This window comes from Kordiimonas lipolytica (genome assembly GCF_042651265.1).
Lineage (GTDB): Bacteria > Pseudomonadota > Alphaproteobacteria > Sphingomonadales > Kordiimonadaceae > Kordiimonas > Kordiimonas lipolytica.
Genome location: NZ_JBHSCR010000014.1, coordinates 329,766 through 347,008, shown reverse-complemented (window position 1 = coordinate 347,008; position 17,243 = coordinate 329,766). Strand labels below are relative to the sequence as shown.

General features: G+C 56.7%; 14 protein-coding genes. 9 read left to right on the top strand and 5 right to left on the bottom strand.

The annotated features are described in order from the left end of the window. Positions 1–67 precede the first annotated feature (67 nt). The 3 genes from ACFO5Q_RS14215 (at position 68) to ACFO5Q_RS14205 (ending at position 2,996) form a co-directional block, all read left to right on the top strand. Positions 68–670, top strand: coding sequence for a nitroreductase family protein (locus ACFO5Q_RS14215; RefSeq protein ID WP_068143750.1), 603 nt, complete (start codon positions 68–70; stop codon positions 668–670). Continuing rightward, the gene (locus tag ACFO5Q_RS14210) at positions 667–2,064 is read left to right on the top strand and encodes a protein adenylyltransferase SelO family protein (protein ID WP_068143748.1); all 1,398 of its coding nucleotides are present in this window, start codon (positions 667–669) and stop codon (positions 2,062–2,064) included. Before ACFO5Q_RS14215 ends, ACFO5Q_RS14210 begins: the two co-directional genes overlap by 4 nt. Positions 2,065–2,165: 101 nt before the next feature. Next, the gene (locus ACFO5Q_RS14205; RefSeq protein ID WP_068143746.1) at positions 2,166–2,996 is read left to right on the top strand and encodes a hypothetical protein; all 831 of its coding nucleotides are present in this window, start codon (positions 2,166–2,168) and stop codon (positions 2,994–2,996) included. 97 nt (positions 2,997–3,093) lie between these two features. Here the strand turns inward: ACFO5Q_RS14205 and ACFO5Q_RS14200 are convergent, their stop codons facing one another. The 3 genes from ACFO5Q_RS14200 to ACFO5Q_RS14190 all read right to left on the bottom strand — a co-directional run bounded on the left by ACFO5Q_RS14200 (position 3,094) and on the right by ACFO5Q_RS14190 (position 6,232). Next, positions 3,094–4,590, bottom strand: coding sequence for an FMN-binding glutamate synthase family protein (locus ACFO5Q_RS14200; protein ID WP_068143744.1), 1,497 nt, complete (start codon positions 4,588–4,590; stop codon positions 3,094–3,096). Between the two features lie 81 nt (positions 4,591–4,671). Then, a complete protein-coding gene (locus ACFO5Q_RS14195) occupies positions 4,672–5,727 on the bottom strand; it encodes a serine hydrolase domain-containing protein (RefSeq protein WP_068143742.1) in 1,056 nt (351 codons plus the stop codon). A gap of 73 nt (positions 5,728–5,800) precedes the next feature. After that, a complete protein-coding gene (locus ACFO5Q_RS14190) occupies positions 5,801–6,232 on the bottom strand; it encodes an iron-sulfur cluster assembly scaffold protein (protein ID WP_068143740.1) in 432 nt (143 codons plus the stop codon). 227 nt (positions 6,233–6,459) lie between these two features. On the opposite strand from ACFO5Q_RS14190, the gene folE reads away from it, so the two are divergent. The 4 genes from folE to ACFO5Q_RS14170 all read left to right on the top strand — a co-directional run bounded on the left by folE (position 6,460) and on the right by ACFO5Q_RS14170 (position 10,674). Further along, the gene (gene folE, locus ACFO5Q_RS14185) at positions 6,460–7,119 is read left to right on the top strand and encodes a GTP cyclohydrolase I FolE (RefSeq protein WP_082719661.1); all 660 of its coding nucleotides are present in this window, start codon (positions 6,460–6,462) and stop codon (positions 7,117–7,119) included. Between the two features lie 174 nt (positions 7,120–7,293). Next, positions 7,294–9,339 carry a calcium-binding protein gene (locus ACFO5Q_RS14180; RefSeq protein ID WP_068143738.1) on the top strand — a complete coding sequence of 682 codons (2,046 nt, stop codon included), beginning with the start codon at positions 7,294–7,296 and terminating at the stop codon, positions 9,337–9,339. 77 nt (positions 9,340–9,416) lie between these two features. Further along, entirely contained in the window at positions 9,417–9,839 is a 423-nt protein-coding gene (gene hisI, locus ACFO5Q_RS14175) for a phosphoribosyl-AMP cyclohydrolase (RefSeq protein WP_068143735.1), read from the top strand. Continuing rightward, positions 9,832–10,674 carry a trypsin-like serine peptidase gene (locus tag ACFO5Q_RS14170; protein ID WP_068143733.1) on the top strand — a complete coding sequence of 281 codons (843 nt, stop codon included), beginning with the start codon at positions 9,832–9,834 and terminating at the stop codon, positions 10,672–10,674. The genes hisI and ACFO5Q_RS14170 overlap by 8 nt, the downstream gene beginning before the upstream one ends. Here ACFO5Q_RS14170 and ACFO5Q_RS14165 read toward each other — a convergent pair. Further along, complete coding sequence (locus tag ACFO5Q_RS14165) at positions 10,671–13,094, bottom strand: putative bifunctional diguanylate cyclase/phosphodiesterase (RefSeq protein WP_068143730.1); 2,424 nt, start codon at positions 13,092–13,094, stop codon at positions 10,671–10,673. The two genes, ACFO5Q_RS14170 and ACFO5Q_RS14165, sit on opposite strands and share 4 nt — an antisense overlap. A 135-nt stretch (positions 13,095–13,229) precedes the next feature. Between ACFO5Q_RS14165 and ACFO5Q_RS14160 the strand changes: the two genes are divergently transcribed. Beyond that, positions 13,230–14,615: an FAD-binding oxidoreductase gene (locus tag ACFO5Q_RS14160; protein ID WP_068143728.1), complete on the top strand. Its 1,386-nt coding sequence runs from the start codon at positions 13,230–13,232 to the stop codon at positions 14,613–14,615. Continuing rightward, positions 14,612–15,376: a hypothetical protein gene (locus ACFO5Q_RS14155; protein ID WP_068143727.1), complete on the top strand. Its 765-nt coding sequence runs from the start codon at positions 14,612–14,614 to the stop codon at positions 15,374–15,376. The genes ACFO5Q_RS14160 and ACFO5Q_RS14155 overlap by 4 nt, the downstream gene beginning before the upstream one ends. Positions 15,377–15,385: 9 nt before the next feature. Here ACFO5Q_RS14155 and ACFO5Q_RS14150 read toward each other — a convergent pair whose 3' ends face one another. Continuing rightward, complete coding sequence (locus ACFO5Q_RS14150; RefSeq protein ID WP_068143724.1) at positions 15,386–17,107, bottom strand: N-acyl-D-amino-acid deacylase family protein; 1,722 nt, start codon at positions 17,105–17,107, stop codon at positions 15,386–15,388. Positions 17,108–17,243 lie beyond the last annotated feature (136 nt).

Sequence of the window (17,243 nt, the reverse complement as noted above, 5' to 3'; positions counted from 1 at the left end):
CATTGACAGGCGCAGGGCAAACCCCAATATCCCTGCCAGCAACCGACGATAAACTGAAAGTCAATCAATGTCCTTCAACACGCCCAACGAAGCCACCTATGATCTTCTAATGAACCGCCGCAGCGTCAAGGCGAAGGACATGGTTGGACCGGGCCCCGACCGGGCCGAGATGGAGAAGATTCTAGCCGCCGGTATGCGCGTGCCAGACCACGGCAAACTGGCGCCCTGGCGGTTCCTGGTACTCACGGGCGCTGAGCGTGAGAAGCTGGGTGACCTGATTGCCGAAGGCCTGGTGGTTGAAGATGAGCGCGACCCGAGGGTCGCCGAAAAAATGAAGGGCTACGCTAGTCAGGGGCCTGTACTTGTGGTGGCCATCATGTGCCTCAACCCTGATCACAAAATCCCAGTGCTTGAGCAGGAACTATCCATCGGCGCGGCCTGCCAAAACATGCTGGTGGCCGCAACAGCGCTTGGCTTTGCCAGCCAGTGGCTGACCGGCTGGGCGGCCTATAGCAAAACGGTCGCGAACGGTTTGGGCCTTTCGGCAAACGAGCAGATCGCAGGCTTCCTGTTCTTTGGCAACCAGGCAGACGAGCCAACCGAACGCCCCCGCCCCAATATAAGCGATCATATCACTTGGGGCTTCCCGGAAAGCAATGAGGGCCGATGACTTATCGCCCCGAAACCGCCTTCTTGAACCTCGGTGAAGGTTTCGCCGATCCGGTTCAGGCGGCTGATTTTCCGCAGGCGATCCAACGCTACAGGAATGACCGGGCTGCGAGGTCGGTCGGGCTTGATCACCTGTCGGATGACGACTGGGTCAAACATTTCGCCCGCTTCGAACCACTGGACGACAATCTGCCCTCGCCCCTGGCCCAGCGCTATCACGGCCACCAGTTCCAGGTTTATAACCCGGATATCGGCGACGGCCGCGGTTTCCTGTTCGCCCAGATGCGGGACGATCAGGGCCGATTGATGGACCTTGGCACCAAAGGCAGCGGCACCACGCCCTACAGCCGGTCCGGTGACGGGCGGCTGACCCTGAAGGGCGGCGTGCGCGAGATCATGGCGACCGAGATGCTGGAAGCGCTTGGGGTGAACACTTCAAAAACCTTCTCCATTATCGAAACGGGCGAAAGCCTGATGCGCGGGGATGAACCCTCACCCACCCGCTCCGCCGTGATGGTGCGCCTGACCCACGGCAACATCCGCATCGGCACCTTCCAGCGCCACGCCTATTTCACCGATAAGGAAAAGCTGACGAAGCTCGTGGACTACTGCCTGAAATATTATTTCGATACCGAAATGAAAGGCAGCGCCGCTGAAAAGGCTCTTCATTTCCTTGGCCTTGTGATGGAACGAGTGGCTGTGCAGGCCGCCGAACTGATGGCCGCCGGGTTCGTACATGGCGTACTGAACACAGACAATATCAATATTTCGGGCGAGGTGTTCGATTTCGGCCCCTGGCGCTTCCTGCCGAAAATGGACCTGCAGTTCACCGCTGCCTATTTCGATGAGACCGGGCTTTATGCCTTCGGCCGCCAGCCCGATGCGCTGCACTGGAACATCTACCAACTTGGCGGCGCGCTGGCGGATATCTGCGAGGAACAGGCACTGAAGGATGTGCTGGCGCCCTTCCCCAGCATCTATCTTGCCGCGCTACGTGAAAAGCTGCTGGCGCGGCTGGGCATCAAGCCGAAGGGCGACAAGGTTGATGATGCGCTCCTCACACTCATCAACAATTTCATGCTGAGGGAACAGTTCCCTTATGAGCGCTTCTTCTTCGACTGGTTCGGCGGCGGCATCAGCGAAAACCGCGCCATGGCCAGCCCCAAGGCAGAGCGTTACAAAGAATTTGGCGAGCTCTGCGACGCGCTCAAGGGCTATAGTCCTGCAAAACCCGGCGCGCTGAAGCACCCCTATTTCCACGGCGACGCGCCCTGCACCATGCTGATTGATGAAGTGGAAGACATCTGGTCCCACATCGCCGAGCGCGACGACTGGTCGCCGCTAAACCAGAAAATCGACACTATCCGCGAGATGGGCGAGGCGCTCAGCCTCTGAAAAGCAGCTTGCCCGCCTTCAACCCAGGGGTTAGCATAAACCACCTTTACTAAGCACGCATACGTTTTGAGTGATAATTCTTTCCAGCATTGGGGGAACTTATGGCTGAAGACACAAAAGCTGGACGCTGGGCGTTAGCCCCAATCGTGATTTCCATTGTCGCGGTCGTTCTGTCGCAGATGAAGCCGCTTTATACCTATTTCGAAAAGCCCAACCTCGACCTTGTTGTTGGGCGCAACATGACCCTGTTTGAAACCTGGGGAAACCTGACCGCAAACTTGTTTGTTCAGCTTGTCAACAAAGGGGGCGCGGGCGGAGTGGTCGAGCGAATGGACATATTCATCAAGTCCAAAGACACGGGTTATGCCCATGTGATGCCGGCTCAAACTTACTATCTGCAACCCGAAGCCATCAGCCGGAACGAAATCGTTGCTCAAATCCCGTTCAGCAACATCACGGTACCAAGCGATACGATCTGGTCAGGCTTCATCGCATCTTTCAGCAGCTGGAGCAGGACGCAATCAGCAACGATCAGTGAGATCACCAAGAAAACCCAGATCGAAATAAATTCCAAGTATGTTCCCAACGGCCCGGCTGTCACGATCGGAACAGACCTGATGTCGCACATTCGCGACTTCACGCGAGGAAATCTGGGCAAGTTTGATATCGGCGAATATCAATTACTTGTGCTTGCCTGGTCACAAGGCAGCAACACGCCTACCCTTCGGAAGGCCTTCAATTTTTCGGTCTTTGAGTCCGACATGGCACGGCTCTTTGTGAAGGAAGAAGGCTATCCGTATGGGTCTGGCATTCTGTTCCCTATTGACGCAACTACCAACCAGCAAGCGGTTTTTAACGTGACATTGGACGAAATCGAAGACCAAGAGATGATCAACCGACTATACATGGCATACGAACAGGCACAGCTGTAAAACCTCCGACCTACAATCTGGATTCGGCGGCCCGGAATAGAGCTAGATTGAAACGCCATCACAAGCGAACGCGCGAAAATCTGTAGATCGATTACCGCTACCCTTCCGCCACATCGGGCCACAGCTCTGCCATGGATTTGCTCAGGCCCGGTCGCATGACAATGCGGGCATGCTTGCGTCTGAGCGCTCGGGGTTCTGCCACACCGCAGCTGTGGGCGATGATACAGATTTCCTTCTTCATGTTTTCAGCATAGTGCGCCACACGGTCGGCCTTTGTCTCTGGCACCAAGCCGCGCTGAAGGCGCTTGTCATGGGTGGTGATGCCCGTGGGGCAGGTGTTCTTGTTGCACTGAAGCGCCTGAATACAGCCGAGCGAGAACATGAAGCCCCGCGCGCTATTGACGAAATCCGCCCCCGCGCAGAAGGCCCACGCTACCTCGGACGGGTTTATCAGCTTGCCTGATGCAATCACTTTGACACGCTCCCTCAGGCCGTTTTTCTTCAGGCTATCCACCAGAAGCGGCAAGCTTTCGCGCAGAGGCATACCCATATTGTCAATCAGGCTCATGGGCGCGGCACCCGTGCCGCCGTCGCCGCCATCAAGGGTGATAAAGTCGGGCGCACTCTCCGCACCGCGCTTGGCAACTTCTGCGAATAGTTCACCGAAAAATTCTTCGTCACCCACCACCATCTTGAGGCCCGTGGGCTTGCCCGTGGTCTCACGCACGTAAGTGACCATATCGAGGATATCGCCCACACCTTTCATTTCCGGGTGGCGGTTTGGGCTGATGGCGCTTTCGCCAACAGGAATGCCGCGGATTTCGGCGATCTCTTCCGTCACCTTGATGCCTGGCAGGATGCCGCCCTTGCCGGGTTTGGCTCCCTGGCTCATCTTGATTTCGAACATCTTAACCTGTTCGCGCGCAGCAACCGCCTTCAGCTTTTCTTCGTCAAAACCGCCTTCCGGTTTCCGCACCCCAAACTTGGCTGTGCCTATCTGGAAGACGATGTCGCAGCCGCCTTCAAGGTGATAAGGGGACAGGCCGCCTTCACCGGTATTCATCCAGATACCCGCCTTCTTTGCACCCATGGAAAGCGCCCGCACAGCCGGCACTGAAAGGGCCCCAAAGCTCATGGCCGAGATATTGAAAATGCTGCTGGTAGTATAAGGGTGCCTGGCACCCGGGCCGATGGTGACAGGCGTGGGCTCGGCTTCCTCCTCATCCATCGCGGGGAAGGCGCAGTTGGCAAAAAACACGGTCCCTGCTGGACGAAGGTCCCGCGTGCTGCCGAAAGCGACGGTCGAATCCACATCTTTCGCGGCACGGTAAACCCATGACCGCTCCGCCCTATTGAAGGGCATTTCCTCGCGGTCCAGCGCGAAGAAATACTGGCGGAAAAACTCGCCCAGATGCTCAAACAGATATCGGAAGCGGGCAATCACCGGGTAGTTGCGCCTGAGCGCACTTTCATGCTGGGTCTTGTCACGCCAGTAGGCCCCAATGACCCACAGCACGCCCAGTCCAATGGCGAGCACAAAAACAAGCGCCATATATTTCAAGATGATGGGAAGATTCGCCAGAAGCGCGTCCATCCGATGCCCCTTTTCCTTGCCAGACCGTTCTTGCCAGAAGGCTCGCACAGGCGGGCGGATCAGTAAAGCGACAACAGACCTCTAGTGAACGGCGCCAACCTCATAGGCTGGCAGGATATAGCGTTGCAGCAGGTCGTTCGATTGCTGGTGCATGCCGGGCGTATTGTATCGCTCAGCCGTAATCACCACCACAAGGCCCATGTCCTCAAAGACAGCAACTTTGCTGCCGCCGTTACCGGCCATATAATAGGACTTGTGAACCAGCCCCGTAGTGGCTGAGAAGAACTCCCCGATCCACCACTGGTATCCGTAACTTTGCGTTTCACTGACCTTGCGGTGCGGCTTGGTGCTTGCAGCGATCCAGCCTTCGGGCAGCAACCTGCGGCCATGCCAGACACCGTCCTCTAGCGCCAGTTGGCCGAACTTCATCAGGTCGCGGCTCGTGAGTTCCAGCCCGCCACCGGCCTGCTCTTCCCCGATGGGGGAGCGGTACCATTCGTATTTGCTGATCCCAAGCGGCGTGAAAAGGGCGGCGTCAACGAAATCGTCAAGGCTTTGCCCAACCGCCATTTCGATCGCCTGACCGGTAAGGAATGTCCCTACTGTGCAGTAGCGGAAAGGCCCAAGCCCCATACCATCGCGCGACCAGCCTGGCATGGTTGGCAAGTCCAGGGCGAAGCGCGTCCAGTCCTGTTTTTCATGCATCTTGTCTTCATAGCCCGGCGTTGTCTGGTCATTGTCATTACAATCAAGCGCAGACGACATGGTCAGAAGGTCCTTAAGGCGGATATCCTTCTTGTCATCGTTCAGGTTCTTGATCGGGTCATAGACATGGAACAGCGGCATGACCGGGTCATCAACACCGGTGAAGGCGCCTTGCTCGATCGCCGCGCCCACCGCCATGCTGGTGATGCTTTTGGTCGCGGAGCGCGTGTTATTGAGATAGTCGGGCTTGCCATTGCCGAAATAGCGCTCGTAGACGATGTCACCGTTTTTCATGACAAGAACACTGGTGATGTCCTTGAAATCCCCGCGGCTGATGGCGGCTGTCATCTCATCCATCGTGCCGTTGGCAAGGGCCGGGCTGACAATGCCTACTGCCAGCAACAACAGGCCTGATATGAAACGTCGCACCATCTTCGCTCTCCACTCGGTTTGCGCCAACCATAGTGAACAACAGAACTTTGTCGATAGTTAGATCGAATTGAAATCAGTTGCCTGCATGATCCGCTTCGGCGAACAGGCTTTCAAGCACCTCGAAGGGCAGTAGCACACTGCCATGGCGACCCGGATGCTCCCACACAGGGGCAAGAAGCGCCAAAGCTGCCCACTTATCAGGGAAGTCAGCCTCACCGGTCTTAACCATATGGCGGAAACGCGCGGCGATGTCAGAAAGCTCGTCTTCACTGAGCCCGATCACATGCTGGCCAACGATGGCGGCTGTAGTCTGGCCAAGTGCACAGGCTTTCACCTCCTGACCGAATTCGGTGATCACCCCGTTCCGGACACAGGCATCCGCGCTGATCCGGCTACCGCAGATGCGGCTGGTCTTGGTCACTGTCGCGTCCGCCACCTGAAGCCGGTCGGTGTGCGGAATGCGTGTGGTCCAGCGCAGGATATCGGTATTGTACAGTTCGGTCATAAAAGGCCCCAAACCAGTGATCCAGAGGTTCACCCCTTACGTAAGCCGACTGTAAGTGAATGCCAAGAAGGATTTGGCCCATGGTTCAGAAATCTTGCCTTTGCCTTGATTTCCAGCTAATCCTGACCATATCTATCGGTGTTTCCGAAGCGCCCCGCGCCGGAAACCGATTCCATAGCCGACCCGACGACATGAGGTTGGCCATCATCCACAGAAAGGAATTTTAGATGGATGCCGTACTTGAAAGGGCCAATGGCTCTGAACTGAAGGTAATCCCTGATGACGCCCGTGGGGACGCAGGCGCAGGAAATACCCCACGTGTGCTCAAGCCAAGCCGTGCCGAAGCCGAAGAGGCCGTGCGCACGCTGATCCGCTGGGCGGGCGACGATCCGACCCGAGAAGGCCTCTTGGACACACCTAAGCGTGTCACCAAAGCCTATCAGGAATTCTTCAAGGGCTACGGAGACGACCCGGCCGACATCCTGTCGCGCACATTTGAAGAAGTCGCGGGCTACGACGACATGGTGGTGCTGCGCGGTATCAAAGTCGAGAGCCACTGCGAGCACCATATGGTGCCCGTTTTGGGCACAGCGCATGTGGCCTATATGCCGAATGGATCAGTAGTCGGCATCTCCAAGCTTGCACGCATCGTCGAGGCTTATGCAAAGCGGCTGCAGACGCAGGAAACCATGACCGCGCAGATCGCCGACGCGATTGAAAAATATCTGAAGCCCAAAGGCGTGGCCGTGGTGGTGGACGCCACGCACAGCTGCATGTCCTGCCGCGGCGTGAAGCACAGTGATGTCTATACCATCACCCGCCAGTTCCGTGGTTGTTTCCGCGAAGCCGACCAGGAGCGCCGTTTCTGGGACATGGTGCGCGGATAGAACAGGTGTTTGCAGCCGATCACAAATAGGCTTACTTCTTCCGGGAGTAAGCCTTTTCTTTCTCTCAAATTTGGGAAGGGGGGAGGGAGAACGCATTGACACTCCCACATACCACATTTATGTGAAAAAATACACATATTGAGACTATCGATGACAGAGATTGGGGGACATCGAATGTCATATATCGAAGGCACTGACACTGACGACGTTCTGACGGCAGGGGATAATGATATTCTGGCTGGCAGGGACGGAAACGACACATTATCCACAGGTGACGGCAATCATACCTCCTTGCATGGCGGCGATGGCGACGATCTTTATGTGGTTAATTGGGAAACCCATTCAGCGGACGAGCCATACTTTACCTGGATATCGGAAACCGAATCCGCCGCATACCCTGAAAGTGGCTGGGGCAACGACACATTGGACCTGTCCGCAGTTGCGGGCAACCTGACGGATATTCGCTTCAGCGGCACCTATTCCAACATATTTGGCATCCGGGTTTATGAGGATGGCGAATTCGTCGGACAAGTTGATGTCTCGCACAGAAATCTTTCCCATACCCAGATCGAAACCCTGAAAATCGGAACAGATAGCCTGAATATCCCAATGGGAATCAGCGGCGCGGCGATGAACGGTATCTTTTTCTTTGGCGCCACCGACGGTGATGACATCATTACAACAGACAGCTTAACTCTGGACATCAGTGGCCTAGAGGGAAATGACACCATCACGCTTGGAAGCGCACCGGATGCGGTCGCCCTGGGAGAAGGTGGGCAAGACGTATTGCATACTGGTGCCATTAGGCAGAGCCTTTATGGTGGTAGTGACGATGACATCCTGTATCACTCACTGGCAGGCCCGGCCTTCCTTTTTGGCGGCAATGGCAGCGATCGCTATATTCTGGACTGGGATATAGAAGCGTCCACCGAAGAATTTGAAGTCAGCATTTCTGAACTAGGCAGCACCTCAGTAGAAGGCGAAGTAGATATCCTCGATATCTCCAATATCGCTCATAGTGCCGACAACATCGCCTTTTCCGGCTCAAGCTTCTATCACAACCTCAAAATCAACATCTTGAACAATAACCATGAAGTAATCGCCAGCATCGATGTAATCGGATTTTTCGGCTCGAACCCTGCCATGCAAATCGAGAATCTTGTTCTTGGCAATGATACAATCGACCTCACCGGCTACGAAACCCCGTCAGATTTGAATGTCGCCCTTAACGTGTACACAGTCACCGAAGACGGCGACCTTATCGAAGGCGTTGGCAACCAGTTGGAAGTCTCCGGCGCTAGCGGAGACGACACAATCGTGGGCAGTGGCGAATATAATAAATTGCGAGGAGGCGAGGGGAACGATTTGCTTCAGGCAAACGGGCAACACACATTCCTCTACGGAGACGGCGGGCATGATCGCCTTGTAGCCAACGCTTCAGCCGCAAGCTTATTTGGCGGTACGGGCCGAGACACTTTGGTAAGTGGTGAATTCGAGCGTGTTTACACTTATGGTGGCGATGACGGTGACCGTTTGACAGGTAGCAGCAATGACGATCACCAATATGGCCAACGTGGCCGGGATAATATTCACGGAAACGATGGTAACGACGCCATCGACGGCGGCGCGGATGGCGATTTCCTGTTTGGCGGCGATGGTAATGATGAAATAACCGGTCGTACCGGTGGGGACCAAATATGGACTGGTGCCGGAGACGATCTCGGCTATGGAGGTAAAGACCAAGACACACTCGGCGGTGGATTGGGGGCAGATACATTGTCTGGCGATGATGGCGACGACATCATTTTCGGCGGCTCAGAAGATGATGTCATAAATGGCGGCGACGGCAACGATGAACTATACGGCGGTGCCGATGCAGACATCATCAGCGGCGGCGCGGGCAACGACACGCTGTATGGAGGCACAGGTGCCGACACACTCAATGGCGGCAGTGGTGACGATATCCTTCGGCCCGGCAGCGAAGCCGATGTTCTGATCTTTGAAAGCGGCAGCGGTAGTGACATTGTTGAAGGCTTCAGTCTTGAGGAAGACACCTTGAACCTCTCTGGCACCAGCACAGACTTCACAGACCTCGCCAGCGTTCAGGCCGCAGCCACCGACACGACGGAAGGCCTGTTGATTGATCTTGGTGGCGGTGACAGCGTGCTGCTGACCGGTGTTACAATGGGCGAACTGGCCACGGATAATTTCATCTTCTGATAAAATCGAAGCAAGAGACTTGATGAAGCGGTGTGATCGGGCGATCATGCCGCTTTGTTATTTTTAAGAGCGTACCAATGACCAAAATCCAGTTTGCAGACCGGGCTGACAGAAAGACTGTGGAAACAGGCGATGCCTTCGCCCCCAAGTTCGATGACCAGGGCCTGATCCCTGTTGTCACCACCTGCGCAACAACGGGCCGGGTATTGATGCAGGCCTGGATGAACGCTGAGGCCATTGAGCGCACCATCGAGACAGGCGAGGCGCATTATTTCAGCCGCTCCCGCCAGGAGCTTTGGCACAAGGGCGCTACCTCTGGCGAATTTCAACTGGTGAAGGAATTCCGCACAGACTGCGACCAGGATGCGCTGTGGCTTGTTGTGGAGCAAAAAGGGGGAAAATGCTGTCACGTGGGACACCCCAGCTGCTTCTACCGCAGCATCACAGTAAACATCCCTGTAAGCGACACAGAACCGCCCAAGCTGAATACGGATGATTAGGACCTTAGCCATAATCGCCTTCGTGCTTTTGGCTGTGCCTGTATGGGCACAGGACCAGGACGCGACCATGACGCCGGAAGAACGCCTGAAGCGCATGCGGGCAGCTGAAGGCCGTGTGCCTGAAAATGTGGTCACCAGCTTCAAGCGCCGCACGGTGGACAGCAGCGAAGCGCCCTGGCGTGCCATTGGGCGTGTAAACAACAACGGCCTGACCCACTGCAGCGGCACGCTTGTGGGCGAAAAACTGGTGCTGACAGCGGCCCATTGTGTCTATTCCCCGCGCACGAAAAAACGATCGGTTCCCAACAATCTTCATTTTCTGGCAGGCTACGCAAAAGGCGACTATATCGCCCACTCAAGGGTCAAAGGCTATATCCTCGGTAAGGACTTCAACCTCGAAAATGCGGCGATAAATCCGGCAAACTGGTCCCAAGACTGGGCCTTGCTTATCCTGACTGACCCCATCGGCGCCGACATTGGCTTTCTTGAGCTTCACCCCGACCTTTTGCCCGGGAAACATACGGAACCTGAGCTAGTTTCGATAATGCCCCAGGTGACCACTGCCGGGTATGCCGGCGACCGGGCGCACATCCTGTCGCTGGAAGAAAACTGCCAGATCGTTGCCGCCCCTTATAAAGGGCATGTGCTGGTAACCACTTGTCTGTCGCTGAATGGCGATAGCGGTGGCCCGATCCTACAACAGCTGACGGGAGGGTATCGGGTTATTGGCATCACCACGGTATCGCACCGCAGTGGCACAAAGCATAATAGCATCGGGGTTTCCGCACTGGCGTTCAGTGAAAAGCTCGGGGCACTGCTCGCCGAAGGGCGTTAGGCTGTACGCCCCGATATCGCCGGCTGACCGGCCTCATCCTGTTTTTCAGATGCTTTGGTCAGGCTGGCATAGTCTGCAATTGACTTTGGCTTGCCGGTGAAAAAGCCCTGCACCTCGTCACCATGTTCCAGTCGGAGCATCGCAAGCTGGCTTTCGGTCTCCACACCCTCTGCCAACACCGGGATATCCAGGCCGTGCCCGAGCCCGATCATGCCCTTGACGATACCCAGCGCCTGCGGGTCGCTTTGCAGGTTGATAATGAAACTGCGGTCGATCTTCAGCTTATCAAAAGGAAATTGCCTGAGATAACTGAGCGAGCTGTAGCCCGTTCCAAAGTCATCCATCGCCAACAGAACACCTTTCTCCTTCAGCGTTCTGAGCATATCAAGCGCGCGTTCTTCGTCCTCTATCAGCACGCCTTCCGTGATTTCAAGCTCGAGGCGGCGTGGCGCAAGGCCATGTCGCTGAAGCGTGTCTGCAATATAGCCGGCCAGATGATCTTCAAGGAACTGAACCGGTGACAGGTTCACGGCAACCCTTAGAGGGTTTTCCCAACTTGCCGCCTCCTTGCAGGCTTCATCGATGATCCAGTTGCCAATTTCAACAATTGCCCCCGTTTCTTCGGCTAGTGGGATGAACTCAGCGGGTGAGATGATGCCGCGTTCCGCATGTCGCCAGCGCACCAGCACCTCAAAGCCGGTAGCAACGCCAGTGTCGCAGTCAAATTGTGGCTGATACAAAAGGAACAGCTCTCCTCGTTCAAGCGCCCCAGAGAGTTCCAGCTTCAGCTTGCGGCGATCCTCCTGCGCCTTGTCGACACTTTCTTCATAGAAGCAATAGGTGCCTCGCCCAATGGATTTCGCCTTCTTCATGGCGATCTCTGCGCGCGCCAGAAGTGTGCTCGGGTCATCCGCGTCATCTGGGACGACGGCTGTGCCAACACAGGCTGTAACCTTTACCTCGCGCCCGGCCACAGAAAACGGCTGACTGAGCTTCCGGCGCAGGCGCTCAAGCAGAAGTACAGCACTCTCCGTACTAGCGACCCCTTCCTGAACAACACAGAACTGGTCGGCGCCCAGGCGCGATACCGTCACCATACCGCGCATCACAGTTGAAATGCGCCCAGCGATAAACTTCAGAAGCTGATCCGCGTTATGCTGGCCGATGGTTGTGTTCATTTCTTTGAAGGAATCCAGGTCGATGAAGTGAAGGATGACTTTCTGGTCGTGCGCCAATGCCGTCGGGATGCTTTGCCCCAACCGGTCCATCATCAATTGGCGGTTGGCAAGGCCGGTCAGCATGTCATAGTTGGCCAGATAATTGATCCGCTGTTCGGCGGCGCGGCGTTCACGCAGGTCCCTGACAATCACCACATTGTGGGGTTCGCCGCGAACAATCGCGCACTTGAAAAACAGCTCCGTCGGGATCTCTTCACCAACAGAGCTGACAAGCGTGGTCTCTTCAACATGCTCCGCCCGTTCCGACAGGTTGGTGACTGTTTCCCCGCGCGGGAAATCATGAAAATATCGGGCGAAATCCTGCCCCCTCAGTTGGCGCGCGCTATGGCAGACAAGCGATAGGAAGCTTGGGTTGGCATCAACGATATGCCCGCCATAATCCACCACCACGATGCCTTCAATGGCAGCGTCCGCAAGCCCCTGAAGGCGCGAAACCTCAACCGACTGATGCTCGGTCAGGTGAATATCCATAATCACCATGGCCAAGCTTATACCCAGAACCGCAAACGCCCCAAGGGACACGCCAAAACCCAGTACCACATCTGTGAATATCCGGTCGGGGACCGGCTGCATGGCATCAGGCACAATGGTTGTCCCCGCCATGGCAATCACATGAAGCACAAGAGGAGCGCCTGCAAGAAGCGCTGTGGCAAGAAGCAGCCTGACCCGGTCGTAGGTCTTGTTCATGACCACAAAACCGATACCGGTAAACGGAAGCGTGGCCAAAACGGCAACGGCATTGAACCAGACATCGGTAAAGATCGTGCCCTGAAGCATCAGGGACTGCTGTTCTACGAAATGCATCAGCGCCAGCCCAGCGCCTACAATCAGCCCAGCCAGAAGGCGCGCGCGTTTGGTCCGGTTATAGGTGGCGATATAAAGGCCTATGCCAACAGACCCGATCATCACGGCGCCTGACATCACGTTCAGCCAGAAGCCATGGGCAATGGCCATGCCCTGATCCCACCCCAGTATCGCTATGAAATGAGCTGCCCAGAAACCGCCACCCACCACAACGGCAGATTTCAAAAGCCAGCGCCAGCGGTCCTTTTCGGCGGACTCTCTTGCGCGCTGAGCCATCAGAACCGCGGTAAAGGCGCACATCAGCGAAATAAGACCGGCAAGGCCGAGGACGCGAAAATCATGCTCGTTGAGGATATTTGTTATGACTTGCGTCAGCATATAAAACCGCCCCTGCCCCCACATTTGCACTAACACCCTAAGTCCCAAGGCTTGATGTTCTGTTAACAGACTTGGGTTGGCCTGCATAATTCATTCTACTCTCGCCAAATAATTCAGCTTCTGTAAAATGACCCTATGAACAAAGACTTGGCCATTTCTGACCTGACAGCACGCTTCGGCGCAAAGCTGAGCCTGGCATCCGCTGACCGGGAGCAACATGGCGCGGATGAAAGCTCGCATGCCGTGATGATGCCGGATGCCGTCCTTCATGCAGGCACCACGGAAGAGGTCGCCGACGCTGTGCGCATCTGCGCCCGCCACCGCATGCCGGTGATCCCCTTTGGGGCCGGTACGTCGCTCGAAGGGCATGTCACCGCCCCTCATGGCGGCCTGACCATAGATCTAAGCCTGATGAACCGTGTCCTTGCCGTTAACGAAGCCGACCTTGATGTCCGTGTCCAGGCGGGCGTTACCAGACAGGCACTCAATACGCATCTGCGCGACAAGGGCCTATTCTTCCCGGTCGACCCGGGGGCCGATTGCACGCTGGGCGGCATGGTGGGCACCCGCGCATCTGGCACCAATGCAGTCCGGTACGGCACCATGCGTGAACAACTGCTGTCCCTGCAGGTCGTCACCGCCACAGGCGAAATCATTGAGACCGGGAACCGCGCACGCAAATCGGCTGCAGGGTATGATCTGACGCACCTTTTTGCTGGGTCTGAGGGCACGCTTGGCGTGGTGACGGAAATGAGTCTGCGGGTTTATGGTAGGCCAGAAAAGCTGATGGCGGGGGTGTGCCACTTCCCAAACCTTGATGCGGCTACAAGTGCGGTGATTGCCACCATCCAGATGGGGCTGCCGGTCGCGCGGATTGAGCTTTTGGACGAATTGTCCGTCAAGGCTGTGAATACATACTCAGGCCTCGAGCACAAGGAAGCGCCCACCCTGTTCCTGGAATTTCACGGCAGTGCCGCCGCAGTCGACGCAGAGGTCAGCGCTTTTTCTGAACTAGCGTCCGAGATGGGCGGATCGGACATTGAATTCGCCGAGAGGCAGGAAGACATAAACAAGCTGTGGCACGCGCGCCACCAGCTTTATTATGCCACCCGCGCCATGGCTCCAGGCAAACACATCATGACAACAGACGTATGCGTGCCTATCTCAAGGCTTGGGGACTGTATGCGCGAAACCCGCTTTGACATGGATGAAAGCCCCATCGTTGGCACCATGGTAGGCCATGTGGGCGACGGCAATTTCCACACAATCCTGCTGGCGGACCCGAACAATCTGGGGGAAATGCGCGCGCTCGACGATCTGCACGACCGCATGGTAACCCGCGCGATTGAGATGGGTGGCACCTGCACGGGCGAACACGGCATTGGCCTTGGCAAAATGAAGTATCTGGAGCAGGAAAAGGGCCCTGCCCTTCACCTGATGCGCCAGATCAAGGCGGCTCTTGACCCCATCGGCATTATGAACCCAGGCAAGCTTCTGCCTGGGATGGATAGTGAACCATGATTGAAGAATTCCTGACCGTCCTGACCGTTCGCGCGGTGCCCGGTGCCCGTGAAGGAGGGCTGGTGCGCGAAATTGCGGGCATCCTTGGTCGCCACCGTAGGCAAAAAGCCTTCTGGGCAGAGCATCTGCAGCACACCAAGGAATGTATCACTGCCCACCTTCATCAGGCAGACCCAAATGAACCGATCCTCTTGATGGGCGCTGGGCTATGCCTTGACGTGCCACTGGCAGCGCTTAATGATCACCCGGCAGGAGCGCTTCTGATGGACGCCGTTGAAACCCGCCGTACCCGCCGGGCTATCCGATCATTTGGGAACATAGAGTTCGAGCGCGCTGATCTCACAGGCATGCTTGAGGAATTCTGGTTGGGCGACAAGAACACGGCCTTCAGCCCACCGGATATGGCACCGCTGCCGCTTGTGGGCTTCGGGATGGCCATCAGTTGCAATGTGCTGAGCCAACTGCCTCTTGCTTTTGCCTCCAGCCCACCCGCGGACGAACAGGAACAAAAAATCACCTCAGCTGTGCAAAAGGCCCATGTGCGGGCGCTTCTGGCCATGGATTGCCCGGTGCTTTTGATCACGGATTATGAACGCGTGGAAGTCACTGGCACTGCACCGCATATTATCCAGACCGTTGATCGCACCCTGTTGCCGGGCGACCCGATTGAAGAATGGGACTGGCCCATTGCCCCACAGGGTGAGGTGGCCCCCGATCTTGACGTGCGTCTGAAGGTCGGCGCCTGGCTTCTGAACGTCTGATACGCTCGCTTACTGGCTTCCCATCCGCCCGGTCCAGCCGGGGCCACGCACCACACGTCCTGGGGTCGCGCCCGTATGCTCACCATCCTTGATCACTTGTACACCGTTGATGAATACATTACTGACGCCCGTGGAAAGTTGGTGTGGATCGTTGAAGGTTGAATGATCAGCAACCGTCGCCGGGTCGAAAACAACAATGTCGGCGAAAGCCCCTTCAAGAATATGGCCACGATCCCTTAGCTTCAGCCGTGCCGCTGGCAGTCCGGTCAACCGGAAAATTGCCTCCTCAAGAGGGATGACCTTTTCGTCCCGAACATAGTGCCCAAGCAACCGCGCGACGTTACCGTAGGTGCGCGGGTGCTTGCCGCCAAATTCTTTCGCGACCATAGGGTCCACCGCTTCGGCGTCAGACCCGAAAGCCACCCAGGGCTGTCGGATTTTCTTTTTCACATTCTCCTCAGACATCAGGAAATAGATGGCGCTCACGCGCGTGCCGTCCGCGATCACCAGATCCATCGCGGCCTCTTCGGGCGTTTTGCCCATGGCCGCTGCCACTTCCGAAAGGCGCATGCCTGTATATTTCTTCAGCTCCGGGTTCTGGAAGTATGGGAGCAACACCCCCTCCGGGCCTGCCGCCAGCATCAGGTTTTCCCAATCGTCAGACGGCGTGGTCATTTCCACCTGCAGCCGCTTGCGGATTTCCGGGTCCTTCAGGCGGGCCGCCCAATCATCGTGTGTGCCTTCCTGCACCCAGGGCGGCATGGCCGCATCAAGCCCGGTGGCCCCAGCCGTGTAGCTATACATATCCGCGCTGATATCCAAGCCCTCAGCCCGCGCCTTTTCAACCCGGGCGATCACCTCATCCAGCTTGCCCCAATTTTCCTTGCCCGCTGCCTTCAGGTGATAAATTTCCGCCGGAAGCCCGGCTTCCCGGGCGATGGTGATCAGCTCCTCCAGCGAGGTCATGATCTGGCTGCCTTCATTGCGCATGTGCGAAATATAGCGACCTCCATACTGGCCCGCGACGCTCGCCAGCGCGATCAGCTCATCTGTATCAGCATAGAAGGCCGGCGCATAAATAAGCGACGTGCCTAGGCCCATGGCACCTTCCTCCATCGCGGTCGCCACCTCGGCCTTCATGGCTTCAAGCTCATCCGCTGTCGGCGCACGGTTGGCGTATCCGACATGATTGATCCGCACGGTGGTGGCACCCACATAGGACGCCACATTTGGCGAAATGCCCTTTGCTTCCAGCATCTCAAGATATTCGCCAAAGCCGGTCCAGTTGACGTCATAGGGCTGGGGCGTGGCGCTGATTTTCTTCTGGTAATCTGCTTTCGTATGATCCGCCAGTGGCCCCATGGACCAGCCTTCGCCAAACACTTCAAGCGTTACTCCCTGAACGGTGTCCGACAGGCCGCGGCCATCGATGATCAGGCTGTCTGTTGCCCAGGACAGCATATTGATAAAGCCGGGGGAGACCGCCTTACCCGCAGCATCAATAACCGTGTCGGCCTCCGCACCCGAAAGGTCTCCGATGGCGACGATTCGGTCATCCCGCACCCCCACATCAACCTCGCGCCCCGGCGCACCTGTGCCGTCATACACGGTGCCGTTCATGATCAGAACATCATAGCGTTCCGGCGTCTGTCCGCTGTCGCCACACCCGCTGAGCGCCAGGAAGGCCACCGCCACCATCAGTTTTAGGAAATTCAGACGCGTGATGCCCATGGCCGTCCCTTTCTTGTGATGCAATCAGCCAACACCGTAAGGGGGCATGGCACATGGGTGCAAGCACACACTGCCGTTTCTGAGTTGGCCCGACTGTCGAGCGCGGCTATAGTGTCGCCCGGAGTGGGAGTTATCT